Source organism: Halomonas nitroreducens (assembly GCF_003966155.1).
Lineage (GTDB): Bacteria > Pseudomonadota > Gammaproteobacteria > Pseudomonadales > Halomonadaceae > Halomonas > Halomonas nitroreducens.
This window is the reverse complement of record NZ_RXNS01000024.1, coordinates 1-24,040: the sequence shown is the minus strand read 5'-3', so window position 1 is coordinate 24,040 and position 24,040 is coordinate 1. Positions and strand designations below refer to the sequence as shown.

The window sequence follows — 24,040 nt, the reverse complement described above, 5'->3', positions numbered from 1 at the left end:
GGGGGATGGTCTCCTGGGAAGCGGTGTCAGGGATCAGCGGCACAGGGCGCGGTAGCGCCCGGCGGGGCCGTCCCGGTCGATATAGCAGCCCTGCAGGTGGCGCCGGCCCTCGTTGGGGTCGTAGGCGGTGCGGCCGTGGAGTACGCGGTTGTTGTCGAACATCATCAGCTCGCCGGCCCGAAGAGGAAAGGCCAGGCGGTGACCGGGATGCGCGAGCAGCTCGCCGAGCCGGCGACGGGCGCGCTGGAAAGTGCGGGTCGCCGCCGTGTCCATCAGCGGCAGGCCGTCCAGGCGCGGACTGTAGTGCACCCCCGTCAGGCGACCCGCCGCATCCAAGTGGATCATGGGGCGGCGCTCGATGAGCTCCACGTCGTCATCGATGAAACGGAATCGCACCGGCACGCTGGCCAGCAGGCGGTAGCCCTCGGGATCCTCGGCGCGCAACTGCTCGGCAACGGTGAGGCTGTCGACCAGGGTGGAGAGGCCGCCGGACGTCTCGTTCACCAGGCAATGCAGTAGCTGGATGCCCGGCACCGGATTGCGGTAGGGGTTGTCGGTATGCGGGTCCAGGGGCACCGGCCGATAGGCCAGGTCGTTGGAGGCCGGGCGGGAGAAGACCTCGAAGTGCTGGCCGAAATTGGTCGAACGCACATGGCCATATTGCTCGCCGACCTCGACCAGGGCGCCGTGATCCGTCGGGACCTGCTCGAGGATGATCACGCCGTAGCGCAGAAACGCCTCGAGGGAGTCGCGAAACGCGGAGCGATCCGCCAGCTGCTGCCAGTCGAAGGTGATGGCCCCGCGGTCGATTCGGGCATCCCAGGGACGGGGTTCGGGCAGGCCGTCGTCGGCGTCGAACTCGGCGGCCAGGCGCGTCAGGTCGTAGACGCCGGCATGGCCGTCGCTGAACGACAGCCGAGCACGCTGCTCGCCCAGGAGCTCGGCGGCGAGCAGCCGCAGGTTCTCCTCGAGGTGGTGAGGGTTGAACAGGCGCTGCTGGGTCACCGCATCGAGGCTGTCGGCCTCCTGGGAGCGCTCGCGCAGCCACAGGGCGGGCAGCTCGGTTCGCTGCCCGCCGTCGACCACGAAGACGCCGGGCGGATGTGCCTGGACCTGAAACTGAGGGTTCGACATCATGCTGGTTCTCGCGCCGGGACAATGAATGATTCCTAGTCTAGGGACGCCGGCGGCAACGGGAAGGAGGCTGTACCTTATGCACGCTATCGGGTTGCCTTATGGCTGAACGCCCCAAGGATGGACTGCCGACCCTCAAGGCACTGGTGGCCTTCGAGGCGGCGCTGCGGCTCGGCTCGCTGTCGGCAGCCGCGAGGGCGCTGTCCACCACCCAGCCGGCGATCTCCCAGCGCATCCGCGGACTCGAGGAGGCGGTGGGGCAGGTGCTCTTCGAGCGCGGTGGCGGGGGGCTGCAGCCGACCCGGGAAGGGCTGCGCTTCTATGACGAGATCGCCCCGGCCCTGAAGACCATCGAGGGGTCCATCCAGGCCCTGCGCAGCCGTGCCGAGTCGACGCGACCGCGTGTGCTGGTGGCCGCTGACTTCGGCTTCGCGCATCTCTGGTTGCTGCCGCGGCTGGCACGCCTGGAGGAGCTGGTCGGGGGGGCCGAATTCGAGGTGATCGCGGCGGATCGTCGTGACGAGCCAACGACGCGGGTCGCCGATATCAGCATCCAGTTCGACGAGCGTGCCCAGGGCGTCGAGCGCTTCTATCCCGAGCGGGTCTTCCCCGTCTGCAGCCCGGCCTTCGCCCGGCGTCATGGCCTGAGCGCCGATGCCCCGGTGTCGGCCTGGTCGGCCCTGCCGCTGCTGCACATGGACCGGCGCAATCCGCGCTGGATGGACTGGCGACGCTGGAGCCGGCTGGCTGGTCATGCCTATGGCGATCCCGGCCGGCTGTTCTCCTATAACAACTACCCGCTGCTGATCGCTGCCGCCGAGGCCGGTGAAGGCATTGCCCTGGGCTGGTCGCCGCTGGTCGGGGACCTGCTGCGCGAGGGGCGGCTGATGGCGCTGGGCCCCACGGTGACGCGCGCCAGTCACGGCTATGCAGTCGAGACGCGGCATGCCGACAGCAGCCTGCTCCGGCGCATCGTTGACTGGGTGGATGCCGAGCTTGGCGGAGGCGACTGACGTCCGGCGTCCTGGCGATGGCGTGTCGCCTTCCTGTCAGGCGGGCATGCCGCGCATCAGGTCGCGGATCAGCCGGCGGCCCGGGTGCAGGTGGTCGGCCAGCGGCACTTCCAGGGGCAGTGGCTCGTCGCAGATCATGGAGGCGATCAGCTCGGCGGCCAGCGGCGCGCTGGCGAGTCCCCGAGAGCCGTGGGCCGCGCTGATCCAAAGTCCGCCGTGATGGCGGCCGGCCAGGGCCGGCACCCGAGTGGCGTCCTTGGCCAGCACCGCATAGTCCTCGCGCCAGGCCCCGGCGTCGGGGACCGGTCCGGCATAGGGAGTCTTGTCGGGGCTGGCGGCCCGCACCGCAGCGCGGCCCGCCAGGGTCTCCGGGGCGAGGGCCACGCCTGCCGCCGCCAGGGTGGCGGGATAGCCGGGCAGGGTCCGCGCGAGCTCCTCGAGGTTGGCGGCGTGATCCGCCTCGCGCACCTCGTCGCCGGCCTCGTTGGGCGCGAAGGTCGCGCCGAAGGTCAGCTCGCCGCCCAATGGCGGCATGACATAGCCGCCGGCGCACACCACCCGATGCGGCGTGGGGGCACCGTCCGGCAGGGCGAGGCGGGAGACCTGGCCGCGCACCGGCTGCAGCGGCAGGGCGGCGGTCTGGGTGAAGCGGTTGGCCAGGCCCGCCGTGGCGATCACCACCTGGTCGACCTCGAGCCCGGCGTCGCCGTCCAGCATCAGTCGCCAGCCGTCGGCGCCGGCAACAAGCGCCTGCACCTCGCCGCGGCGAAACGTCACGCTGGGCATGGCCGCCAGGCGCCGGCACAGGGCATCGGGACGCACCCAGCCGGCCCGAGGGTAGAAGAGACCGCTGCGATCGATCGTCACCCCGGCCAGCGCACTGGTCTGCGCCGCCGAGACCCCGTGCACCACGCTCGCCGGCAGGGGATGGTGGGCGAGGAAGCGTGCCTGGCGGCGTGCCTCGCGCTCGGTGGTGGCGAGCTGCAGCACGCCGCAGGGCGACCAGAGGCGACGGTCGGGATCCAGGAACGCGAACCAGCGCTGGCTGTGCAGCAGGCCGGCCAGGTAGCAGCGGCTCTGCAGGTTGGTCTCGGCGGCGAGCTTGACGTAGAGCGCGCCCTGGGCGTTGCCGGACGCCCCGGCGCCGGGGCCCTCGCGGTCGATCAGCGTCACCTCGACCCCGCGGCGCGCCAGGGCCGCCGCCGCGGCGGTGCCGGCGAGACCGGCACCGACCACCGCCACGTGGCGGGCCGGGCGGGGTGCCGGCGGCGTGTACCAGGGCGTCGACCGGCGGCGGGCATCCGCCGGGGGCTCGGCGATCTCGCCGGCCAGCATCTCCCGCTTGCGGCCGAAGCCGGGGACCTTGCGCCAGGCGAAGCCGGCGGCCTTGAGGCCCCGCTTGACCACCCCGGCGCAGGTAAAGGTGGCAAAGGTGGCGTTCGCCCGCGAGCGCGCGGCCATGGCCGTGAACAGCTCGGGTCGCCACATCTCGGGGTTCTTGGCCGGGGCGAAACCGTCGAGGAACCAGGCATCGACCCGGCCGTCGAGCAGGTGCAGCCGCTCGACGGTGTCGCCCAGGTGCAGGTCGAGGGTCACCCGCTCGTCGAGCCACAGGCGATGCACGCCGGCCACCGCCTCGGGCCACTGGTCGCAAAGCACGGCGGCCCGCTCGGCGAGGTCCGGCCAGGCGGCCAGTGCCCGGGCCAGGTCGTCCCGATCCAGCGGGTACTTCTCGGTGGACACCAGGTGCAGGCGTGCCCTTGCCGGGGCATGGGCGTCGAAGCACGCCCAGGTGCAGAGCATGTTGAGGCCGGTGCCGAAGCCGGTTTCGCCGACCACGAAGGGGCGTGCCTGCCGCCAGGCGGCAAAGCGCTCGGGCAGCCGGTTGGCGGCGAGAAACACCTGTTCGGTCTCCGCGCGGCCGTCGTGGCGCGAGAAGTAGACGTCATCGAAAGCGGTGGAATGCGGCGCCGTCTCGCCGCTGTCGTCTCGCCGCCAGTCGAGGCGGGCGGGCGTCAGGCCGGCGAGCGGTGGCAGGGCATCGGTGGCGGTCACGGCGGGGCTCCGGCGAACGGCAAGTGGTCAATCTTTGATCGATGGCGCCGCGGCGCCATCGCGACAGGGCTGGCGCAAGGCGTCCGCGGCGTTTCAACAGTGTTATCCACAGATGCTGTGGGAAACCTCCGGTGGATAACTCAGCGGGCACTACCTGATGCGGGTGGCACGGATTCAGGTCACGACCGAAGGTAGACCAGCCGCCGCCGCAACGGCGACACCGGATGTGACACGGCGGTCGATGAGGAGGCTGATCGGACTCGCGCACGAGTACCGCCGGTGGCCAAGCTCCCTAGGTTCGTTCCCTAGGAACCTACGCACTTCCCACCTCCATGTGGGTCGTCGAGCGCAGTAATGAATCGGTGTCGTCCTAGGGCAGGGCCTTCTTGAACGGCTTGACGATCACCTTGGCGTAGACCCCGGCGATGATATAGGGGTCGGCGTCGGCCCAGGCCTGGGCGCTGTCCTGGTCCTCGAACTCGGCGACCACCAGGCTGCCGGTGAAGCCGGCTTCGCCCGGGTCGTCGCTGTCCACGGCGGGGTGCGGACCGGCCAGCACCAGGCGGCCCTCGTCGCGCAGCTGCTCGAGGCGGGCCAGGTGATCGGGACGGGCGGCCAGGCGCCGCTCCAGGCTGTTGTTCACATCTTCACTGATGATGGCATAGAGCATCGCAGGAGTTCCTAGGTAGAGCGGCGCGCGCCGCGTGGGCGACGGGCTCGCCATTGACCGGGTGGGGTCGCGCGAGCACCATGGTCAGTATTCTGACAAAGTCATCTGCCGGCGTCATGCCAATGAATGCACTTCCCGTGCGCTTCGAGGGCGATCCCCTCGCCATCGACCTGCACATGCACTCCACCGCCTCGGATGGCGCCCTGGCCCCGGACGCCCTGGTGGCGCTGTGCCACGAGCGTGGCCTGAGCCACATGGCCCTCACCGACCACGACACCATGGACGGCGTCGCGGCGGCCCGGGCGGCCGCCGCCGGCGTGGGGCTCTGCGTGCTGCCGGCCACCGAGCTTTCCACCCAGTGGCGCGGCATCAACATCCACGTGGTGGGGCTGCTGCCCGACGGTGCCCGGGGCGACCTGGTGGCCGGTCTCGCCGCCCAGGCCCAGGCCCGGGAGCGCCGCTCGCTGAAGATCGCCGAGCGCATGGAGAAGGTTGGCCTCGAGGATGCCCTGGCCCGGGCCCGGGAGCAGGCCGGCTCGCAGCGTCCGCTGGGTCGACCGGACTTCGCCCGGGCCCTGGTGGCGGCAGGCCTGGTGCCCGACATGGGCACTGCCTTCGCCAAGTACCTCGGCAACGGCAAGGCCGGGGATATCAAGGCCCACTGGCCCTTCCTCTCCGAGGCGGTGGCCTGGATCCTCGATGCCGGCGGCGTGGCCGTGCTGGCCCATCCCTTGCGCCACGGCCTGACCCGGCGCAAGCGCGGCCTGTTGCTCGACGACTTCCGTGCCGCCGGCGGCCAGGCCGCCGAGCTGGTCAGCGGCTTCCAGAACCCCGACGTCACCCGCGACCTGGCCCGCCAGCTCCAGGAACGCGAGCTTCTCGCCTCGGTGGGCAGCGACTTCCACTTTCCCGGCGGCCATCTGGCTCCGGGCAGCATGAGTCAGGTGCCGCGCACCGCGGTGGCACCAGTCTGGACCCACCCGCGCCTGGCGGTCCGCCTGGGCCAGCCCGCGCCGGCCGCCTGAGGCCGTAATTGCGTCGACCCCACCTCAATGAACAGGGAGTGCCCATGAGCCAGTTCTTCCAGATCCACCCGGACAACCCACAGAAGCGTCTCATCGACCAGGCGGTCCAGATCATCCGCGACGGCGGGGTCATCGCCTATCCCACCGACTCCGGCTATGCCCTGGGCTGCCACTTGGGGGACAAGAAAGCGGTGGAGCGGATCAAGTGGCTGCGCTCCCTGGACGACAAGCACAACTTCACCCTGGTGTGTTCGGACCTGTCCGAGATCGGCACCTACGCCAAGGTGGACAACGCCGTCTTCCGCCTGCTCAAGGCGCACACCCCCGGCCCCTATACCTTCATTCTCCAGGCCACCAGTGAGGTGCCGCGGCTGCTGCTGCATCCCAAGCGGCGTTCCATCGGCGTGCGGGTACCGGATCACCGCATCACCCGGGCCCTGCTCGATACCCTTGGCGAGCCGCTGATGAGCGTCACCCTGATCCCGGTGGGCGAGGAGCTGCCGATGACCGATGCCGAGGAGATCCGCGGTCGCTTCGGCGCCCACCTCGATCTGGTCATCGATGGCGGCGCCTGCCATCTCGAGGCCACCAGCGTGGTCGACATGCGCGAACTGCCGCCCAAGGTGGTGCGCGAGGGCCGTGGCGACGTGACCCCCTTCCAGGAATGACCTCCGCGCGCTGCCGGCGTCAGCTCGCGCCCGGCGGCGTGTCGTCCCCGTCCTCCCGCTGCTCCTCCAGGCGCGGGTCGGGGGTCTCCTCGTCCAGCCAGGTCCCGCAGCGCAGGCAGTAGCGGGCATTCTTCTCGTGGCGATCGTAGCCGCAGCCGGGACAGGCCTCGTCGGAATAGCGATCGGCACGGATCGAGCGGATCACCTCGGCGGAGAAGACCCCGGTGGGCACCGCGATGATCGAGTAGCCGATCAGCATCACCATCACCGAGATGGCCTGGCCCAGCGGCGTCACCGGGGTGATGTCGCCATAGCCCACCGTGGTCAGGGTTACCACGGCCCAGTAGATGGCGGTGGGGATGCTGGTGAAGCCGGCCTCGGCAGGTTCGATGAGATAGACCAGCGAAGCGAAGATGGTCACCAGCATGAAGACGGTGAACAGGAACAGGAAGATCTGATGGCTGCTGCGCATCAGCGCCCCCAGCAGCAGGCGGCCCTCGCCGACGAACTCCATCAGCCGCAGCACCCGGAAGATGCGCAGCGTGCGCAGCAGCCGCACCACCACCAGGGAGTGCACGCCCGGGATGATCAGGGCCAGCCAGGTGGGCAGGATGGCGATCAGGTCGATGATGCCGTAGAAGCTCTTCAGGTACTGCCAGGGCCGCTCCAGGCAGTACAGGCGTACCGCCAGCTCGACGGTGAACAGCAGCGTGAAGCCCCACTCCAGGCGTATGAACCAGTCTCCATAGGCCTCGCGCAGCGGGGTGATGCTCTCCAGCATCACCACCAGCACGCTGCTCAGGATGACGCCGATCAGGGCGATGTCGAAGCCCTTGGCCAGCGGCGTGTCCGACTCGAAGATGATCTGGAAGACGCGAGTCCGCAGGCCTTCCGCGGCGGGCTTGAGGTCGTGGTGGTTCACGGGCGTCATCCTTGTGGTGGCCGGGCTCAGCCGAGCGATACCTCGCCGGGGAGACGCCTCGCCAGGGCCAGGGCGCACTGGCCGAAGGCCGGGGTCAGCCAGGTCGGCCTCGCCAGCGCCTCGGCGAGGCGGCGGGCGTCGGCGCTCACGGCATCATCGCCCAGGTTGGCCAGGCGTTGGAAGGCCTGGCGGGCCTGGTGGCGCCAGTCATCGTCGCCGGTGTCGACCAGGGCATCCAGGGCCACCACCGCGCGGTGCAGCCAGGCCCCGGGGGAGCCGCCCGGGGGCAGCGCCCAGCGGCCGGCGAGCAGGGCGCCCCCGCGGGCGGCCTTGCTGGTGTCCGAGGGGCGCAGCGGCACCCGCTCGGCCAGGCGCGCGGCGAGGTCGAGCACGGCGCTCGCGTCGCCCTCCTTGAGCTCGAGCTCCAGCTCGCGGATGTCGACGCGGCGCCCGGCGGCGCGGATCTCGCCGATGTCCAGTGCCACCTCTATGCTGGCGCCGTCGCCGGTCACCCACCAGGTCTCCCGGTTGAAGTCGGTCGAGAAGCGCGGCTCCAGCCGCGCCAGCGTGCCGGGCGCGAGGTCGGCCATCGGCGGCAGGGCGGCCAGTCCCGTGAGGTCGAGGCCCGGTCCCGGGACCTCCCACTCCCACTCGCCGCGGTTCGACAGGCCGCCGCTGCCGTGGCCGCGGGTCTTCAGCGTCTGCAACAGGCGGCCGTCGGACTGGCGCAGGCGCAGCGCCGCCCGGGCGGCCTCGAGGTCTCCCTCGGGGGTATCGAAATAGGTGTTGCCGAGACGGGTGGTCCGCGGGGCGAGGCCGGCCACGCAGGGGTGGTGTTGCAGGGCCTCGGGGCCGGTGGAGCCCAGGGCCAGCTTGAGTTCGATCTCGTTTGCCATGCGATGGCCGCCTTATGTCATTCTGCTGAACAATAGATGATTTTTTCATGACGGCGCTCGTCCCAGTCACTATACTGGCGCCGCCATTTCCAAGTGCTCAGATGCCCCCATGGTGACATCCAATCCCTTCTCCGCGATGTTCGGCCGCTCGCCATTCCAGCCGCTGCTGGCTCACATCGTCAAGGTCAATGACTGTGCCGACCAGCTGCTGCCGTTCTTCGAGGCCACTCTCAAGGGCGACTGGCAGGACGCCGGCGAGCACCGCGAGACCATCACCCGTCTCGAACACGAGGCCGACGAGCTCAAGACCGAGCTGCGTCTCAACCTCCCCAACACCATGTTCCTGCCGGTCTCGCGCTCCGACCTGCTGGACCTGATCAGCGTCCAGGACAAGATCGCCAACAAGGTTCGCGACATCACCGGCATCATGCTCGGCCGCAAGATGCAGGTGCCCGACGAGCTGGCCCAGCCCATGCGCGACTACATGCAGACCTCCGTGGCCTGCGTGGCCCAGGCCCGCGAGGCGCTGGAGGAGCTCAAGGATCTGCTCGAGTCCGGCTTCGGCCGCAACGTCACCGACGTCATGCAGAAGCTGATCCGCGAGCTGCACGTCCTGGAGCAGCAGGCCGACAATCAGCAGGTGGCGATCCGCCGCCAGCTGTTCGAACTCGAGGACCGTCTGCCGCCGGTGGACGTGATGTTCCTCTACAAGATCATCGACTGGGTCGGTGAACTGTCCGACCGCGCCGAGCGCGTGGGTAGCCGCCTTCAGATCATGACGGCCAACTGATCGGGCCCGCCCCGATCCACATCCGCCTCTTCTGACCGCTAGCAAGGGACACCGTCCTATGTCGATCATTGCGCAATACGGCGACATCTTCATCATTCTCGCCTGTGCCTTCGGCTTCTTCATGGCCTGGGGCGTGGGAGCCAACGATGTGGCCAATGCCATGGGCACCTCGGTGGGGTCCAAGGCCATCACCATCAAGCAGGCGATCCTCATCGCCGTGATCTTCGAATTCCTCGGCGCCTGGCTGGCCGGGGGCGAGGTTACCCAGACCATCCGCAAGGGCATCATCGACCCGGCCCTGCTGCAGGACGATCCGCAGCTATTGGTCTACGGCATGCTGGCCTCGCTGCTGGCCGCCGCGACCTGGCTGCTGATTGCCTCGATGCGCGGCTGGCCGGTCTCCACCACCCATTCCATCGTCGGGGCCATCGTCGGCTTCGCCATGGCGGGGCTGGGGCTCGAGGCCGTGGGCTGGACCAAGGTCGGCCAGATCGCCGCCAGCTGGGTGGTCTCGCCGCTGATGTCCGGTTCCATCGCCTTCATGCTGTTCAAGTCCGTCCAGCACCTGATCTTCGAGGACCGCGACCCCTTCGCCGCGGCCAAGCGCTACGTGCCGATGTACGTCTTCCTGGTCGGCTTCATCGTCGCCATGGTCACCCTGACCAAGGGCCTCAAGCACGTCGGCCTGCACCTGGGCTTCGGTGAGAGCCTGCTCTATGCGGTGCTGATCGGCCTGGGCGTGATGCTGCTGGGCGGCTTCCTGGAGCGCCGGGTCAGCCGCAACCGCAGCGAGGAGGACACCTTCGGCTTCGGCGGCGTCGAGCGGGTCTTCGGCGTGCTGATGCTGTTCACCGCCTGTGCCATGGCCTTCGCCCACGGCTCCAACGACGTGGCCAACGCCGTCGGCCCGCTGGCCGCGGTGATCAGCGTGGTCTACAGCAACGGCAGCGTTGGCGGCGAGGCCCTGGTGCCCTGGTGGGTGCTGGTGCTGGGCGGCGGCGGCATCGTCGTCGGCCTGGTCACCTACGGCCACAAGGTCATCGCCACCGTGGGCACCGGCATCACCGAGCTGACACCGAGCCGCGGTTTCGCCGCCACCCTGGCCGCCGCCACCACCGTGGTGCTGGCCTCGGGCACTGGCCTGCCGATCTCCACCACCCACACCCTGGTGGGCGCCGTGCTCGGCGTGGGCCTGGCCCGGGGCATGGCGGCGCTCAACCTGCGCGTGATCGGCACCATCGTGATGTCCTGGCTGATCACCCTGCCGGCCGGCGCCGGCCTGGCGATCATGTTCTTCTTCATGTTCAAGGGCATGTTCGGCTGATCGGCTACCGCCGGTAAAGCGTCAGGGGAGAGGGGTAAGGCGTTGCCTGGCCCCGCTCCCCGACATCTCCCGCGACTCCTTGCCCCCCCACGCTGCTTCTCACTCTTCACTCCTTGCGCTTTACCCCTCGCCCCTCGCCCCTCGCCCCTCGCCGATGGTGCCGCCGTTTTCGTCCGTCTGATATAGTCAACACTCATCTTCCCCTTTCACCTGCTGCCGGAGTGCGGCCTTGGACACTCGTTTCCCCTTCGTCGACTGGTTCCGCAATTCCTCGCCCTATATCAATGCGCACCGGGGACGCACCTTTGTGATCCTGATCGAGGGCGAGGCCGTGGCAGAAGGCCGCGGCGAGCAGCTGATCCAGGACCTGGCGCTGCTGCACACCCTGGGCGTGCGCCTGGTCGTGGTGCAGGGCATCCGCCCCCAGGTGCACGCGGCCCTCGAGGCGGCGGGCGTCACCCCGCGGCGCCATCAGGGCCGCTGGGTGGCCGACGAGGCGGTCATGGCCCGGGTCGAGCGGGTCGCCGCCGAGCAGCGGCTATGGCTGGAGGCCCGGCTGTCGCTCGGTCTGCCCAACACCCCGCTGCACGGGGTCGAGATGACTGTGGTCTCCGGCAATCTGGTCATGGCCAAGCCCCTCGGGGTGCGTGACGGCATTGACTTCGACCGCAGCGGCGAGGTGCGCCGGGTGCGTGACGCGGCGATTCGTGGCCTGCTGGGCCAGGGCTCGCTGGTGCTGCTGCCGCCGCTGGGCTTCTCGAGCACCGGCGAGGTCTTCGACCTGGACGCCGCCGACGTGGCACGACACACGGCCACGGCGCTCGGCGCCGACAAGCTGATCCTGCTGGGAGAGGCCAGTGGCCTGTTCGACGATGCCGGCCAGCTGCAGCGCCAGCTGACGCCCGCCGAGGCCGCCCCGCTGCTGGCCCGGACCTCCCCCGGCGACGAGCTGGCCCGTCACCTCGGGGCCGCCTGCGCCGCGGCCCGGCACGGCGTGGCCCGCACCCACCTGCTCTCCTGGCGGGACCATGATGCCCTGCTCGGCGAGCTGTTCACCCGGGACGGGGTGGGCACCATGATCACCCAGCATCGCTACGAGCAGCTGCGCGCCGCCGAGATCGACGACATCGGCGGCCTGCTGGAGCTGCTCGAGCCGCTGGAGCGGCGCGGCATGCTGGTGCCGCGTTCCCGGGAGCGCCTCGAGTACGAGATCGAGGACTACGTGGTCATCGAGCGGGACGGCATGGTCATCGGCTGCGCCGCGCTGCACCACTTCGGCGATGCCCGCATGGGCGAGCTGGCCTGCGTGGCCGTGCATGGCGACTACCGTGGCGGGGCCCGCGGCGACCGGCTGCTGGCCGAGGTGGAACGCCGGGCCCGCCGGCAGGGGCTGGAGGCGCTGTTCGCCCTCACCACCCACACGGCCCACTGGTTCTTCGAGCATGGGTTCCGCCAGGCCGACCTCGCCGACCTGCCGCCGCTGCGGCGGGATACCTACAACCATGCCCGCCAGTCCAAGGTTCTCGTCAAGCCCCTCGCCTGATCCTCTCCTGTCGCCGCCTGGCGGCACTGTCATCGACCGTGTCGCCAGGTGGAGACGTATAAAGCCATTGTTTAAAAAGACTTTTCTAGACATTGCGTGATCCGTGTCGCCAATCGGCGACGAAAATAGCCGCCAAACGACCGATCTACCCGTGCCATCTTGCCCTTCGCCTCATCTGGCCCGCTTCTTATGTTTATATGTTTCTGATTTTAAAGTGGTTGCGTGTTTATTGGCACGGTGTTGGCAATAGACAGGGTGAGCAAGCGGAAACGGTTCAAACGGCTCGAACCGTGTTCCGGTCGCCGAGGGGGCCGAGACAACACTGCCCTGTGCCTCCTGGCCTCCCGGCGATCAACGTCTGCTCCAGCGATGTGTGACTTTAGGTTGCGATGAGACGGTACCGACAGCGTCAGCGTCACGGAAGCGTACCGAAATGGGCAAGGATGCCCCGGCAAGGATGCCTCTCCCCTTCGGGGGACGAATTGCGCGACATCGCCCGGCCGAGGCCATAGCGGTGACGCCAGAGACGAAGCGGGGTGGCTCGCCACCCACACGAGGACGACTCGCTCCTGGTGGCAAAGGGAGTCCCCGTGGCTTCGCGGGCCTCGCGGCCCAGGGAAAGTCGGTCGATGGATGGACCAGGCCGGCGATCGAGCGGCTTTCTCGACCCTTCAGTTCCCTGCGTATTGGGCCGGCTCTGCCGGCCCTTTTTTTTTCTTCGATGCGCCACGGGCCTCGACATGTGCAAGGTGGGCGGCCGAATTCTGGTATTCTCGGGCTTGAATGATGGAAACTTCCTTCACCCTTCTCGGTAGAACGCTGGCCATGACCACAGCCGTATCCCGTCGCTGGCGCCCGCGCTCGCTGCTGCAGCTGGTGTTGCTCGCCTTTCTCATGGTGATGCTGCCGCTCGCCGTGCTGATGCTCCAGGCCGGCCAGGCCCTGTCCGAGCTCTCGCGGCTGGCCGACCAGAGTGCCCGTCAGGCAGTGGAGGAGACCCGGCGCGCCCGCACCCTCGGGGCCCTGGCCCTGGACATCGAGCGCGGCGCCCGCCAGTACGCCGTGGTCGAGCAGGAGAGCCTGCTGGACATCTACGACGAGCGTCTGGCGGAGTTTCGCCGCCTGCTCGCTCGGCAGCGCGAGCTGTTGCCCGACGACCCGAACGTGAAGGCGCTCTCCGCCGAACTGGACAAGCTTGCCGAGCTGCCCGGGTTGCCGCTGGAGGAGTTCAAGGACCGGCTGACCGACTTCCTGTCCTTCGCCGAGCACACCGAGGCCATGCGGCATGCCACCAACCGACGCATCGACGACCGCCTCGACGTCATTCGCGCCCGGGCCGAAGGCGTGCAGAGGCGGCTCTGGTGGCAGACCGCCGCGCTGGTCTCGGCCAGCCTGCTGTTGATGCTGCTGTTCACCCGGCTGATCATCCGTCCGGTCCGCCAGCTCGAGCGACGCATCCTGGGCATCGGCAGCGGTGGCCAGGAGGCCAAGCGGGCCCCGGTCCAGGGCCCCGCCGAGCTGGTCAGCCTCGACGAGCGCCTCGACTGGCTGGCGTCGCGGCTCGACGAGCTGGAGGAACAGAAGCAGCAGTTCCTGCGCCACATGTCGCACGAGCTCAAGACCCCGCTGGCCAGCGTGCGGGAAGGGTCGTCGCTGCTCGCCGACGGCGTGGCCGGCGAGCTCTCCGACCACCAGCGCGAGATCCTCGAGCTGATCGATGCCAGCGGCAGCGAACTCCAGCAGCTCATCGAGCAGCTGCTCGACTACAACCTGCTGCAGCACAACCGTCGCCTGGAAGCCGAGCGGCTGGATCTCGCCACCGTGGTCAAGGAAGTGCTGGCCAAGCATCGCCTGGCGCTGCAGCAGAAGGAGATGCGCGTGGCCTGCTTCGATGGTCCCCTGGCCTGGTGGGCCGACCGGACCGCCACGGCGCGGATTCTCGACAACCTGATCTCCAACGCCATTGCCTACGGCGAGGACGGCGGCCGACTGGAGATCCGTGCCCGCGCGGACCAGGAGCGACTGGTCGTGGAAGTCGCCAACAGCGGCGAGCCGATTCCCGAGGAGGACCGGCCGCGGCTGTTCGAGGCCTTCTACCAGGGGCGGATCCGGCGCAAGGGGGCCCTGAAGGGCTCCGGCATCGGTCTCTCGGTGGCCGCCGACTGTGCCCGGCTGCAGGACGGCACCCTGGAGCTGGTCGGCGATTCACGCCTGGCGGTGTGTTTCCGGCTGACCCTGCCGCGCCCGGCACCGGCCAACGAGCACGATGCATCGACACCCGCCCTGGCGGGTGTCCAGGAAAGGAACGACTGACATGATCCTACGCCCCCTGATCCTCGGCCTGGCCTCGACCTGGTTGGTGGGCTGCCAGTGGCTCCCGGAGAGTCTTCCGAGCCCCGGCCACAATCCCACTCCCCAGGTGCAGGTGAACGCCGGCGCCTGCTTTTCGGAGGTGCCCAGCTTCGCCGACAACGCCTGCCTGCTGCCTGACTGGGTGGCCTTCGGGCTGGCCTCCCAGCGCGGCGACCGGGCCTGGCGCAGCGGCATGCTGCTGACCCTCGAGGGCGAGGGCGCCGAGCAGCGCCTGGGACGCGCCGTGCTGCTGGCCTGGGGCGACGAGGCCCAGTGGGACCAGGCCTCCGAGCTGTTCAAGGCCGACCTGCATGCGGCCCCGGCGCGTCTGCAGCCGCTGCTGCGCTACTGGCTCAACGAGGTGGAAGGCCGGCGCCGCCTGAGCCGCCAGCTGGGCGAGGAGCAGAGCGAGCGGGAGGCCCTGGCCGAGGAGAACAAGGCCCTGACCGAAAAGCTGGATGCTCTCACCGCCATCGAGCGGAACATCAATTCGCGACAGCAGACCGAGTAACTCGGGAGAGACGACATGACCCCAACCGGACGCCCCCACGCCAACGGTGATCAAGGCGCTCACATCCTGCTGGTGGACGACGACCCCAGTCTGCTCAAGCTGCTGGGCATGCGGCTGCAGAGCCGCGGCTTTCGCGTGACCACCGCGGAGAGCGGGCGCGAGGCCCTCAAGCGCCTCGAGGCCGCTCGGCCGGACCTGGTGCTTTCCGACATGCGCATGGACGAGATGGACGGCCTGGCGCTGTTCCAGGAGATCCAGCGCCGCTCGCCGGGCCTGCCGGTGATCATCCTCACCGCCCATGGCTCGATTCCCGATGCCGTCAGCGCCACCCGGCAGGGCGTGTTCGGCTTTCTGACCAAGCCGGTCGACCGTGACGAGCTGTTCGTCACCATCGACGAGGCCCTGGCCCAGACCACCACCGGCGGCGAGGGCGACGACGCCTGGCGCTCGGCCATCATCACGCGCAGCCCCGAGATGGAGCGCATCCTCGAGCAGGCCCGCATGGTGGCGAGCTCGGATGTCAGCGTGCTGGTCACCGGCCCCTCGGGGTCCGGCAAGGAGCTGCTGGCCGGCGCCATCCACAAGGCCAGCAGTCGCGCCGACAAGCCCTTCGTCGCCATCAACTGCGGCGCGCTGCCGGAGCAGCTGCTCGAGAGCGAGCTGTTCGGCCATGCCAAGGGCGCCTTCACCGGGGCGGTGAGCGAGCACCAGGGGCTCTTCCAGGCCGCCGATGGCGGCACCCTGTTCCTCGACGAGATCGGCGACATGCCGCTGCCGCTGCAGGTCAAGCTGCTGCGGGCCCTGCAGGAGCGCCAGATCCGCCCGCTGGGGTCGACCACCTCGGTGCCCATCGACGTGCGGCTGATCTCGGCCACCCATCGCGACCTGAGCCAGGCCATGCACGACGGCGAGTTCCGCGAGGACCTCTTCTACCGGCTCAACGTGGTCAACCTGAAGCTGCCGCCGCTCAAGGACCGCGCCGAGGACGTGCCGCTGCTGGCCAAGCACCTGGTGGCTCAGGCGGCGGCCCGTCACAAGCCCTTCGTCAAGGGCTTCTCCCGGGAGGCGCTGAACCTGCTGGCGTCGAGCGCCTGGCCGGGCAACGTGCGCCAGCTGGTCAACGTGGTGGAGCAGTGCGTGGCGCTGACCAGCTCGGCGATGATTCCCGAGGCGCTGGTGGCCCAGGCCCTGGTGGCCGAGGAGAATGCCCTGCCGACCTTCAACGACGCTCGGGCCGGCTTCGAGCGCAGCTACCTGGTCAAGGTGCTCAAGATCACCGAGGGCAACGTGACCCAGGCGGCGCGCATCGCCGGCCGCAACCGCACCGACTTCTACAAGCTGCTGGCCCGCCACGAGCTCGAGCCCTCGGCCTTCAAGCCCGGTTCGGCCCACAGCGAGGCGTCGTGAGGTGAGCGGGCGCCGTCAGTCGGCGGCGTCCCCTTCGGGTAGCACCTCCAGGGCCAGCCGGCCCTCGCCGAGGCGCGCCGCCAGGCGCTCCCCGGGCGCGGTGTCCGCTGCCCGGCGGATCACCCGCCCCGCATCATTCTCGAGAATTGCATAGCCCCGTCCGAGTACCGCGAGGGGGCTGACCGCTTGCAGCTCCCGGGCCAGGGCGGTGAGCCGCTTGCGGTGGCGGGCCAGCTCCCGGGGCATGGCCTGGTGCAGGCGCTGGCGGGCCCGCGCCAGGCGCCGCTCGGCCTGGGCCACCAGGGCCGTCGGCGAGCGCAGCGCGAGCCGCTGGCCCAGCTGGCCCTGGTGCTGTCGGGCCGTCTGGAGTCGGGCGTGCATGGCCCGCGCCAGGCGGCCCTCCAGCTGCGCCAGCTGGCGTCGCCGATAGCCGAGCACCTCACCGGGATGGCGCAGCCGCGCCCGCAGGTGATCCAGGCGCTGGGCCTCGGTGTCGAGCCGCGCCCGCTCGGCGCGCGCGAGGCGGGCCACCAGCACGCGCAGCCGGGCGAGCAGCTCGGTGCGGTCCGGCACCAGCTGCTCCGCCGCCGCCGAGGGCGTGGGGGCCCGCCGGTCGGCGGCGAAGTCCGCCAGGGTGACATCCACCTCGTGGCCCACCGCCGACATTACCGGCAGCCGCGAATGGAAGATGGCCCGCGCCAGGTGCTCGTCGTTGAAGGCCCACAGGTCCTCCAGGCTGCCGCCACCCCGGGTGACCAGGATGGCGTCCCGTTCGGGGTCCAGGGCCGACTGGCGGTTGAGCAGTCCCAGGGCGGCGATCAACGCCGGGGCGGCCTCGCGGCCCTGCACCGGCACCGGGATCAGGGTGACCTGGGCCAGCGGCCAGCGCGTTGCCAGCACCGCCAGCACGTCGCGGATCGCCGCGCCGCTGGGCGATGTGAGCACCAGCAGGTGGCGCGGGGGGTAGGGCAGGGACCGGGCGTTGGCGAACACGCCCTCGGCGTCGAGCTTGGCCTTGAGCCGCTCGAAGGCAGCCAGCAGCTCGCCTTCGCCCACCGCCTGCACCGCCTCGGCGATCAGCTGGTAGTCGCCCCGCGGCTCGAACAGCGAGGCCCGCCCGCGCACCTTGACGTGGTCGCCGTCGCGCATCGGCGCGGCGACGAAGCGGGCCCGATTGCGGAACAGCGCGCAGCGCAGCTGGGCCCGCTCGTCCTTGAGGGTGAAGTAGACATGCCCCGACGCCGGCCGCGAGACGCCGGACAGCTCGCCCTCCACCCAGACGTCGCCGACGTCCTGCTCGAGGGCCTGGCGGGCCCGGCGGTTGAGCTCGCTGACGGTCAGGGCGGGGCTGTCGTTGGGGGGCATGCTGGCCTCATCTCCGGGCGGAACGCCGCCCAGCCTAGCATGGATGGCGCCGTCAGCCGGGGAGGGCGTGTCGAACTAGGCGCTCAGGCGCCGGCAGGCGCCCAGCAGCACCGGCATCAGCAGGATCAGCACGGTGATGCGCAGCAGGTGGTGCGAGGTGACGAAGGCCGGATCGATGCCCAGCGACAGCGCGACCAGGCTCAGCTCCGGGGCGCCGCCGGGCATGTAGGCGAGCAGCGCCGCCGGCAACGACACCCCCGTCGCGGCGTGGATGCCCCAGGCGGCGAGGATGGCGATCGCCAGCAGGCCCAGCGCCTGCAGCACGGCCATCACCAGGGTATGGCCGACCTTGGCCAGCGAGGTGCCCGTGAAGCGCACCCCCACCGAGACGCCGATGATCACCTGGGCCAGGGCGATCAGCGTCGGCGGGATGGCGGCATGGGTCAGTCCGGTCAGGTGAAGCGCCGCCGAAACCAGCGCCGGGCCGAACAGCAGGGCGTTGGGCAGGTGCAGGCGGTGGCCCAGCCAGGCGCCCACCAGCCCGGCACCGGCCAGCCAGGCCGCATCCCCCGGAGCAGGCAGCCATAGCCACTGGGCCAGGCCCATGCCGGTGGGCTGCAGGCTGACGTGGCCGATGCCGTCGAGCACCGGCGGAATGGCGACCAGCAGCACCAGGATGCGCACCGCATGGGTCATGCCGACCACCCGCAGGTCGGCATGGGAGTCCAGCGCCATGCCGGTGACCGCCGACACGCCGCCGGGCACCCCGGCATAGAGGGCGGTGTCCAGCGAATGGCCGGCGACCCGCCGCGAGAACCACACCGAGAAGGCCATCATCACCGCCGTGGCCAGCAGCATCGCGCTCAGGCTGGCGCCCCACAGCGGCAGGTCGCCGGACATCTCCGGGGTGAAGGCCGCGCCCAGCATCACGCCGATCACCACCAGCACGCCCTTGCGGCCCCGCCCCGGCGAGCGCAGCCGGGCGCCGGCGAGGCTCGCCAGGGTGGTGGCGAACATGGCGCCGAGCAGCCAGGGCAGGGGCACGTCGAGCCAGTAGGCGAGCCCTCCGCCGGCCAGCCCCAGGGCCAGGGTCGGCAGGAAGCGGCCCAGGGCGGCCAGCCATGTGGTGCGGGTATCGTCCACGTCGTGACCTCCTGTCGGGTGGCCGGGCCGGCGCGGGGCGGCAGGCCCGGGGAAGGGGGCGGGGTTCAGTGGTGCCCGGTATTCTCGCGCGGCGTCCGCCGCGATAACAGCCTCGACAGCAGCCAGGGCAGCACCAGCAGCACGGCGGCGGCGAGCCACAGCGAGATGCCGGACTGCCAGAGGATGCCGACGTCGCCACCGCTGAGCGACAGCGCCCGGCGCCGGTTCTGCTCCATCAGCCCGCCGATGCTGGGCTCCTACGCCATGGTCTGGGCCCAGGACCACCCCGAGGTGATCGTGCAGGTGCCCCGGGACTACTCGCTGGTGATGATGCGCATGGCGTTCATCCACCGCGACGCGCCGCATCCCCGGGCCGCCGAGGCCTTCGTCGACTTCCTGCTCGGCCGCGAGGGCCAGCGGGTGCTGGCCGGCCAGACTCCGCTGTTCAGCGTGCGCCCGGATATCGTCGGCCCCTACACCGCGGCGCGGCTGCGCGACCAGGTGGGCGAGCGGCTCTACCCGATCCCCCTCAACGCCTCGCTGCTGGCCTTCGTCGATCCCCAGCGCCGCGACGCCTTCCTGGCCCGCTGGCGCCGCGAGTTCCGGCACGACGACTGAGGGCCGCCAAGGCACACCCCACATTGCCCGACCCCGGCCCTGACCGTTATAATGGTGGATTAACTTCACTCCCCCCCTCCCACCAGCGCACTGGGTGTTGCCGATTATGCTACGTATGGCCCAAGAAGCTCTTACGTTCGATGACGTATTACTCGTACCCGGCTATTCCGAGGTCCTGCCCAAGGACGTCAGCCTCCGGACACGCCTGACCCGCGACCTCTACCTCAACATCCCCCTCGCCTCCGCCGCCATGGATACCGTCACCGAAGCCCGCCTGGCCATCGCCATGGCCCAGGAAGGGGGCATCGGCATCATCCACAAGAACATGACCATCGCGCAGCAGGCCGCCGAGGTGCGCAAGGTCAAGAAGCACGAGAGCGTGATCGTCAAGGACCCGGTCACCGTCGGCCCCAAGGCCAAGCTGGCCGACCTGCTGGCGATGGCCAAGGAATACGGCTTCTCGGGCTTCCCGGTGGTGGAAGGGGAGGCCCTGGTGGGCCTGGTGACCGAGCGCGACATGCGCTTCCAGCCGAACCACGGCGACAGCGTCGCCGACATCATGACGCCCCGCGAGAAGCTGGTCACCGTGCCGGTGGGCACCGGGCTCGACGTCATCAAGGGCAAGATGCAGGAGCACCGCATCGAGAAGATGCTGGTGGTGGATGACGAGTTCCACCTGCGCGGCCTGGTCACCTTCCAGGACATCGAGAAGGCCCGCACCTTCCCCCACGCCGCCAAGGACGCCGACGGCCGCCTGCTGGCCGGCGCCGCCGTGGGCACCGGGCCGGAGACCCCGGACCGGATCGCCGCCCTGGCCGAGGCCGGCGTCGACGCCATCATCGTCGACACCGCCCATGGCCACTCCAAGGGCGTGATCGACCGCGTGGCCTGGGTGAAGGAGCACTTCCCGCAGATCCAGGTGATCGGCGGCAACATCGCCACGGCGGAAGCGGCAAAAGCCCTTGCGGAGGCGGGTGCCGACGGCGTCAAGGTCGGCATCGGCCCCGGCTCCATCTGCACCACCCGCGTGGTGGCCGGCGTCGGCCTGCCGCAGATCACCGCCGTTTCCAATGTCGCCGAGGCACTCAAGCCCTATGACATCCCGCTGATCGCCGACGGCGGCATCCGCTACTCCGGCGACCTGGCCAAGGCCGTGGCGGCCGGTGCCAGCGCGGTGATGGTCGGCGGCCTGCTGGCCGGCACCGAGGAGGCGCCGGGCGAGATCGAGCTCTACCAGGGCCGCACCTACAAGGCCTACCGCGGCATGGGCTCGATGGGCGCCATGGCCCAGAACCAGGGCTCCAGCGACCGCTACTTCCAGGACAAGAATGCCGGCGTCGAGAAGCTGGTGCCGGAAGGCATCGAAGGCCGCGTGCCCTACAAGGGCGTGATGGGCGCCATCGTCCACCAGTTGATGGGCGGGCTGCGCGCCTCCATGGGCTACACCGGCTGCACCAACATCGAGGAGATGCGCACCAAGCCGGAGTTCGTGAAGATCACCGGGGCTGGTTTCAACGAGTCCCACGTCCACGACGTGCAGATCACGAAAGAAGCCCCCAACTATCGCGCCGGCTAACGACCCAGCTTGAAGCCGGACGCTTGAGGCTGGAAGTGGACCCGTAGGCCACTTCCAGCTTTCGCGTTTTCGGCCCTGTTGCTTCCCAAAGGAAAGGCCAGATGACCGACATTCACGCCCACAAGATCCTGATCCTCGACTTCGGTTCCCAGTACACCCAGCTCATCGCCCGCCGGGTTCGCGAGATAGGTGTCTACTCCGAGATCCGCGCCTTCGACATCACCGAGGACGAGATCCGCGCCTACGCCCCCAACGGCATCATCCTCGCCGGCGGCCCGGAATCCGTCACCGAGCTGGGCTCGCCCCGCGCCCCGCAGTGCGTGTTCGAGCTGGGCCTGCCGGTGCTGGGCATCTGCTACGGCATGCAGACCATGGCCGAGCAGCTCGGCGGCGCCGTGGAGGGCTCCCACAAGCGCGAGTTCGGCTACGCCCAGATCCGCCTGGACGCCGAGACCGCACTGTTCAAGGACATCTCCGACCACATCGACCACGACACCGGCCGCAGCCTGCTCGACGTGTGGATGAGCCACGGCGACAAGGTGGCCAAGGTGCCCGATACCTTCACCGTGACCGCTTCCACCTCGAGCTGCCCGATCGCCGCCATGAGTTGGGAGGAGAAGCGCTTCTTCGGCGTGCAGTTCCACCCCGAGGTGACCCACACCCTGCAGGGCCAGCGCATCCTCGAGCACTTCGTGCTGGATATCTGCGGCAGCGAGCGCAACTGGACCCCGGCCCAGATCATCGAGGACCAGATCAGTCGGGTGCGCGAGCAGGTGGGCGACCGCCACGTGCTGCTCGGCCTCTCCGGCGGCGTGGATTCCTCGGTGGTGGCCGCACTCCTGCACAAGGCCATCGGCGACCAGCTGACCTGCGTGTTCGTCGACAACGGCCTGCTGCGCAAGCAGGAGGGCGACCAGGTGATGGAGACCTTCGCCAAGCACATGGGCGTGCGGGTGATCCGCGTGGACGCCGAGGACCTGTTCCTCGACAAGCTCGAGGGCGAGGCCGACCCCGAGGTCAAGCGCAAGATCATCGGCAACACCTTCATCGACGTCTTCGACAGCGAGGCCGCCAAGATCGAGGGCGTGGACTTCCTGGCCCAGGGCACCATCTACCCGGACGTGATCGAGTCCGCCGCCGCCAAGACCGGCAAGGCCCACGTCATCAAGTCCCACCACAACGTGGGCGGGCTGCCCGAGACCATGAAGCTCAAGCTGGTCGAGCCGCTGCGCGAGCTTTTCAAGGACGAGGTGCGCAAGCTCGGCGTCGAACTCGGCCTGCCCTACGACATGGTCTACCGCCACCCCTTCCCGGGGCCGGGCCTGGGCGTGCGCATCCTCGGCGAGGTGAAGAAGGAATACGCCGACATCCTGCGCGAGGCCGATGCCATCTTCATCGAGGAGCTGCACAACGCCGGCTGGTACCACAAGACCAGCCAGGCCTTCGCCGTCTTCCTGCCGGTGAGGTCGGTGGGCGTGGTCGGCGACGGCCGCCGCTATGAGTGGGTGATCGCCCTGCGCGCCGTGGAGACCATCGACTTCATGACCGCCCGCTGGGCGCACCTGCCCTACGAGCTGCTGGAGAAAGTCTCCAACCGCATCATCAACGAGCTGGAGGGCGTCTCCCGCGTCACCTACGACGTCTCCTCCAAGCCGCCGGCGACCATCGAGTGGGAGTGACGCGCCCCGTCGCATGACGCGAGAGAAGGCCGACAGGAACCCGCCAACCGGCGGGTTCCTTTTTGCCGGGCAGGGCGGGTGCCGGCCGCCGGCTCTGGTCCGCAAAGATCGAGAGGAGAGGGTGGGGGATGACAACGACACCGTTCGAGGCACTGGCCTGCCCGCTGGACGGGAACCCGCTGCAGCGGCGCGACGGCGCCTGGCGCTGCGCTGCCGGCCACAGCTTCGATATCGCCCGCCAGGGCTACGTGCACCTGCTGCCTGTGCAGCACAAGCGCTCCCGGGACCCGGGCGACAGCAAGGCGATGGTGGCGGCGCGGCGGCGTTTCCTCGAGGCCGGTCACTACCGGCCCATCGCCGAGGCCGTCGGCCGGGCCGTGCTGGCACAGGCGCCCGCCGGCGCCACGCTGCGCTGCCTCGATGCCGGCTGCGGCGAGGGCTACTACCTGCGCGAGCTGGCCAGGGCCTGCGAGGGGGCGGTTGGCGACGACCGGGCACTGGCCCTGGTGGGCGTGGATATCTCCAAGTGGGCGGTGCTCGCCGCCGCCAGGCGCCAGCAGGCCGCCACTTGGGTAGTGGGCACCAATGCCCACCTGCCGGTGCAGGCGGGCAGCCTCGACCGCGTGCTGTGCCTGTTCGGCTTTCCCGTCTACCCCGAGTTCGCCCGCGTGCTGAGGCCCGGCGGCGAGCTGCTGATGGTCGAGGCCGGCCCCGATCATCTCCGCGAGCTGCGCGAGATCATCTACCCCAGCCTCAAGGCGCCGCGCGCCGTCGACGACACCGTGCCGGAGAGCTTCACACTCCTATCCTGCGAGACGCTGCGCTACGCCATCGAGCTCGACGGCGCCGAGCCCATCGCCGACCTGCTGGCCATGACGCCGCATCTGCACCGTGCCAGCGCCGAGGGCCGGGAGAGGGCGGCAGCACTGGAATCGCTGAGCGTGACCGTGGAGGTACGGCTAAAGCGCTTCGCTCGAGATACCTGATCGCAATGGGCCGTGTGTTGTAGAAGCAGGCCAGGTGTCTGCCCGATCATGATGTGGGGCTGTGTCCGAGCCAAACAGCACGGTTTCCCCTAGGATGGGCAAAGCCTCGGGACAAGGATTGCCGATGACCGCCCCACAACGCCTCACCCTGACGCGCGCCGACGCCCGCCGGCTGCTGGTGCGCTACCATTTCCGGCCGGCACCGCTGGCAACCGTCATCCGCCGCCTGGGCACCATCCAGTTCCCTATCTGTCAGCGTAGTTGTCACCTAAACGGATTGAGAGGTGATCAACATGCGTTACCCCGCAGAGCGGAAGGAAGCCATCCTTCAGAAGATGGCACCTCCGATGAGCCTGACCATCC

At 69.7% G+C, this 24,040-nt stretch carries 22 protein-coding genes; 14 read left to right on the top strand and 8 right to left on the bottom strand.

The window, feature by feature from the left end; all coding sequences use genetic code 11:
• Positions 1-33: 33 nt before the first annotated feature.
• Positions 34-1,137 carry a TauD/TfdA family dioxygenase gene (locus tag EKG36_RS18955; protein ID WP_246007571.1) on the bottom strand — a complete coding sequence of 368 codons (1,104 nt, stop codon included), beginning with the start codon at positions 1,135-1,137 and terminating at the stop codon, positions 34-36.
• Positions 1,138-1,235: 98 nt separating this feature from the next.
• Between EKG36_RS18955 and EKG36_RS18950 the strand changes: the two genes are divergently transcribed.
• Positions 1,236-2,147, top strand: a complete 912-nt coding sequence (locus tag EKG36_RS18950; RefSeq protein ID WP_126486842.1) for a LysR family transcriptional regulator — start codon at positions 1,236-1,238, stop codon at positions 2,145-2,147.
• A gap of 36 nt (positions 2,148-2,183) precedes the next feature.
• Here the strand turns inward: EKG36_RS18950 and mnmC are convergent, their stop codons facing one another.
• Positions 2,184-4,202 carry a bifunctional tRNA (5-methylaminomethyl-2-thiouridine)(34)-methyltransferase MnmC2/FAD-dependent 5-carboxymethylaminomethyl-2-thiouridine(34) oxidoreductase MnmC1 gene (gene mnmC, locus EKG36_RS18945; RefSeq protein ID WP_126486841.1) on the bottom strand — a complete coding sequence of 673 codons (2,019 nt, stop codon included), beginning with the start codon at positions 4,200-4,202 and terminating at the stop codon, positions 2,184-2,186.
• Positions 4,203-4,572: 370 nt separating this feature from the next.
• A complete protein-coding gene (locus EKG36_RS18940; protein ID WP_126486839.1) occupies positions 4,573-4,872 on the bottom strand; it encodes a YciI family protein in 300 nt (99 codons plus the stop codon).
• Positions 4,873-4,988: 116 nt separating this feature from the next.
• On the opposite strand from EKG36_RS18940, the gene EKG36_RS18935 reads away from it, so the two are divergent.
• Positions 4,989-5,897 carry a PHP domain-containing protein gene (locus tag EKG36_RS18935; RefSeq protein WP_126486838.1) on the top strand — a complete coding sequence of 303 codons (909 nt, stop codon included), beginning with the start codon at positions 4,989-4,991 and terminating at the stop codon, positions 5,895-5,897.
• 44 nt (positions 5,898-5,941) lie between these two features.
• Complete coding sequence (locus tag EKG36_RS18930; RefSeq protein ID WP_126486836.1) at positions 5,942-6,565, top strand: L-threonylcarbamoyladenylate synthase; 624 nt, start codon at positions 5,942-5,944, stop codon at positions 6,563-6,565.
• Between the two features lie 19 nt (positions 6,566-6,584).
• Here the strand turns inward: EKG36_RS18930 and EKG36_RS18925 are convergent, their stop codons facing one another.
• Positions 6,585-7,487, bottom strand: a complete 903-nt coding sequence (locus tag EKG36_RS18925) for an ion transporter (RefSeq protein WP_246007570.1) — start codon at positions 7,485-7,487, stop codon at positions 6,585-6,587.
• 26 nt (positions 7,488-7,513) lie between these two features.
• Positions 7,514-8,383 carry a CYTH domain-containing protein gene (locus tag EKG36_RS18920; RefSeq protein ID WP_126486833.1) on the bottom strand — a complete coding sequence of 290 codons (870 nt, stop codon included), beginning with the start codon at positions 8,381-8,383 and terminating at the stop codon, positions 7,514-7,516.
• Between the two features lie 109 nt (positions 8,384-8,492).
• On the opposite strand from EKG36_RS18920, the gene EKG36_RS18915 reads away from it, so the two are divergent.
• From EKG36_RS18915 to glrR, 6 genes are all read left to right on the top strand, one after another.
• On the top strand, positions 8,493-9,173 hold the full coding sequence (locus EKG36_RS18915) for a TIGR00153 family protein (protein ID WP_126486831.1): 681 nt from the start codon (positions 8,493-8,495) through the stop codon (positions 9,171-9,173).
• A gap of 58 nt (positions 9,174-9,231) precedes the next feature.
• Entirely contained in the window at positions 9,232-10,497 is a 1,266-nt protein-coding gene (locus EKG36_RS18910) for an inorganic phosphate transporter (protein ID WP_126486829.1), read from the top strand.
• Positions 10,498-10,726: 229 nt separating this feature from the next.
• On the top strand, positions 10,727-12,040 hold the full coding sequence (gene argA, locus EKG36_RS18905; protein WP_126486828.1) for an amino-acid N-acetyltransferase: 1,314 nt from the start codon (positions 10,727-10,729) through the stop codon (positions 12,038-12,040).
• Positions 12,041-12,865: 825 nt separating this feature from the next.
• Positions 12,866-14,353, top strand: coding sequence for an ATP-binding protein (locus EKG36_RS18900; RefSeq protein ID WP_126486826.1), 1,488 nt, complete (start codon positions 12,866-12,868; stop codon positions 14,351-14,353).
• A 1-nt stretch (position 14,354) separates the two neighbouring features.
• Positions 14,355-14,903 carry a hypothetical protein gene (locus EKG36_RS18895; RefSeq protein WP_126486824.1) on the top strand — a complete coding sequence of 183 codons (549 nt, stop codon included), beginning with the start codon at positions 14,355-14,357 and terminating at the stop codon, positions 14,901-14,903.
• 15 nt (positions 14,904-14,918) lie between these two features.
• On the top strand, positions 14,919-16,310 hold the full coding sequence (gene glrR / locus EKG36_RS18890; protein WP_126486822.1) for a two-component system response regulator GlrR: 1,392 nt from the start codon (positions 14,919-14,921) through the stop codon (positions 16,308-16,310).
• 15 nt (positions 16,311-16,325) lie between these two features.
• On the opposite strand, the gene xseA is transcribed toward glrR, so the two are convergent.
• The 3 genes from xseA to EKG36_RS18875 form a co-directional block, all read right to left on the bottom strand.
• Positions 16,326-17,675 (bottom strand): exodeoxyribonuclease VII large subunit, encoded by a 1,350-nt coding sequence (gene xseA, locus EKG36_RS18885; protein ID WP_126486820.1) that lies wholly within the window; start codon positions 17,673-17,675, stop codon positions 16,326-16,328.
• Positions 17,676-17,750: 75 nt separating this feature from the next.
• The gene (locus tag EKG36_RS18880) at positions 17,751-18,818 is read right to left on the bottom strand and encodes an AbrB family transcriptional regulator (RefSeq protein WP_126486819.1); all 1,068 of its coding nucleotides are present in this window, start codon (positions 18,816-18,818) and stop codon (positions 17,751-17,753) included.
• A 65-nt stretch (positions 18,819-18,883) separates the two neighbouring features.
• Complete coding sequence (locus EKG36_RS18875) at positions 18,884-19,054, bottom strand: hypothetical protein (RefSeq protein ID WP_246007569.1); 171 nt, start codon at positions 19,052-19,054, stop codon at positions 18,884-18,886.
• A 10-nt stretch (positions 19,055-19,064) separates the two neighbouring features.
• On the opposite strand from EKG36_RS18875, the gene EKG36_RS18870 reads away from it, so the two are divergent.
• The 5 genes from EKG36_RS18870 to EKG36_RS20640 all read left to right on the top strand — a co-directional run.
• Entirely contained in the window at positions 19,065-19,436 is a 372-nt protein-coding gene (locus EKG36_RS18870) for an ABC transporter substrate-binding protein (RefSeq protein ID WP_246007568.1), read from the top strand.
• Positions 19,437-19,542: 106 nt separating this feature from the next.
• Positions 19,543-21,012, top strand: coding sequence for an IMP dehydrogenase (gene guaB / locus EKG36_RS18865; protein WP_126486817.1), 1,470 nt, complete (start codon positions 19,543-19,545; stop codon positions 21,010-21,012).
• 101 nt (positions 21,013-21,113) lie between these two features.
• A complete protein-coding gene (guaA, locus tag EKG36_RS18860) occupies positions 21,114-22,691 on the top strand; it encodes a glutamine-hydrolyzing GMP synthase (protein ID WP_126486815.1) in 1,578 nt (525 codons plus the stop codon).
• Between the two features lie 128 nt (positions 22,692-22,819).
• Positions 22,820-23,677, top strand: coding sequence for a putative RNA methyltransferase (locus EKG36_RS18855; RefSeq protein ID WP_126486814.1), 858 nt, complete (start codon positions 22,820-22,822; stop codon positions 23,675-23,677).
• 124 nt (positions 23,678-23,801) lie between these two features.
• On the top strand, positions 23,802-24,040 hold a 239-nt coding region (locus tag EKG36_RS20640; RefSeq protein WP_221766122.1), incomplete at its 3' end, for a hypothetical protein.

Coding starts and splice junctions, on each gene's coding strand:
- EKG36_RS18920 (WP_126486833.1), bottom strand. CDS start 8,383: ATGGCAAACGAGATCGAACTCAAGCTGGCCCTGGGCTCCACCGGCCCC.
- guaA (WP_126486815.1), top strand. CDS start 21,114: ATGACCGACATTCACGCCCACAAGATCCTGATCCTCGACTTCGGTTCC.
- EKG36_RS18875 (WP_246007569.1), bottom strand. CDS start 19,054: ATGGAGCAGAACCGGCGCCGGGCGCTGTCGCTCAGCGGTGGCGACGTC.
- EKG36_RS18855 (WP_126486814.1), top strand. CDS start 22,820: ATGACAACGACACCGTTCGAGGCACTGGCCTGCCCGCTGGACGGGAAC.
- EKG36_RS18930 (WP_126486836.1), top strand. CDS start 5,942: ATGAGCCAGTTCTTCCAGATCCACCCGGACAACCCACAGAAGCGTCTC.
- EKG36_RS18915 (WP_126486831.1), top strand. CDS start 8,493: ATGGTGACATCCAATCCCTTCTCCGCGATGTTCGGCCGCTCGCCATTC.
- EKG36_RS18900 (WP_126486826.1), top strand. CDS start 12,866: ATGACCACAGCCGTATCCCGTCGCTGGCGCCCGCGCTCGCTGCTGCAG.
- EKG36_RS18950 (WP_126486842.1), top strand. CDS start 1,236: ATGGCTGAACGCCCCAAGGATGGACTGCCGACCCTCAAGGCACTGGTG.
- EKG36_RS18955 (WP_246007571.1), bottom strand. CDS start 1,137: ATGATGTCGAACCCTCAGTTTCAGGTCCAGGCACATCCGCCCGGCGTC.
- EKG36_RS18895 (WP_126486824.1), top strand. CDS start 14,355: ATGATCCTACGCCCCCTGATCCTCGGCCTGGCCTCGACCTGGTTGGTG.
- EKG36_RS18870 (WP_246007568.1), top strand. CDS start 19,065: ATGCTGGGCTCCTACGCCATGGTCTGGGCCCAGGACCACCCCGAGGTG.
- guaB (WP_126486817.1), top strand. CDS start 19,543: ATGCTACGTATGGCCCAAGAAGCTCTTACGTTCGATGACGTATTACTC.
- EKG36_RS18940 (WP_126486839.1), bottom strand. CDS start 4,872: ATGCTCTATGCCATCATCAGTGAAGATGTGAACAACAGCCTGGAGCGG.
- EKG36_RS18910 (WP_126486829.1), top strand. CDS start 9,232: ATGTCGATCATTGCGCAATACGGCGACATCTTCATCATTCTCGCCTGT.
- xseA (WP_126486820.1), bottom strand. CDS start 17,675: ATGCCCCCCAACGACAGCCCCGCCCTGACCGTCAGCGAGCTCAACCGC.
- EKG36_RS18935 (WP_126486838.1), top strand. CDS start 4,989: ATGCCAATGAATGCACTTCCCGTGCGCTTCGAGGGCGATCCCCTCGCC.
- glrR (WP_126486822.1), top strand. CDS start 14,919: ATGACCCCAACCGGACGCCCCCACGCCAACGGTGATCAAGGCGCTCAC.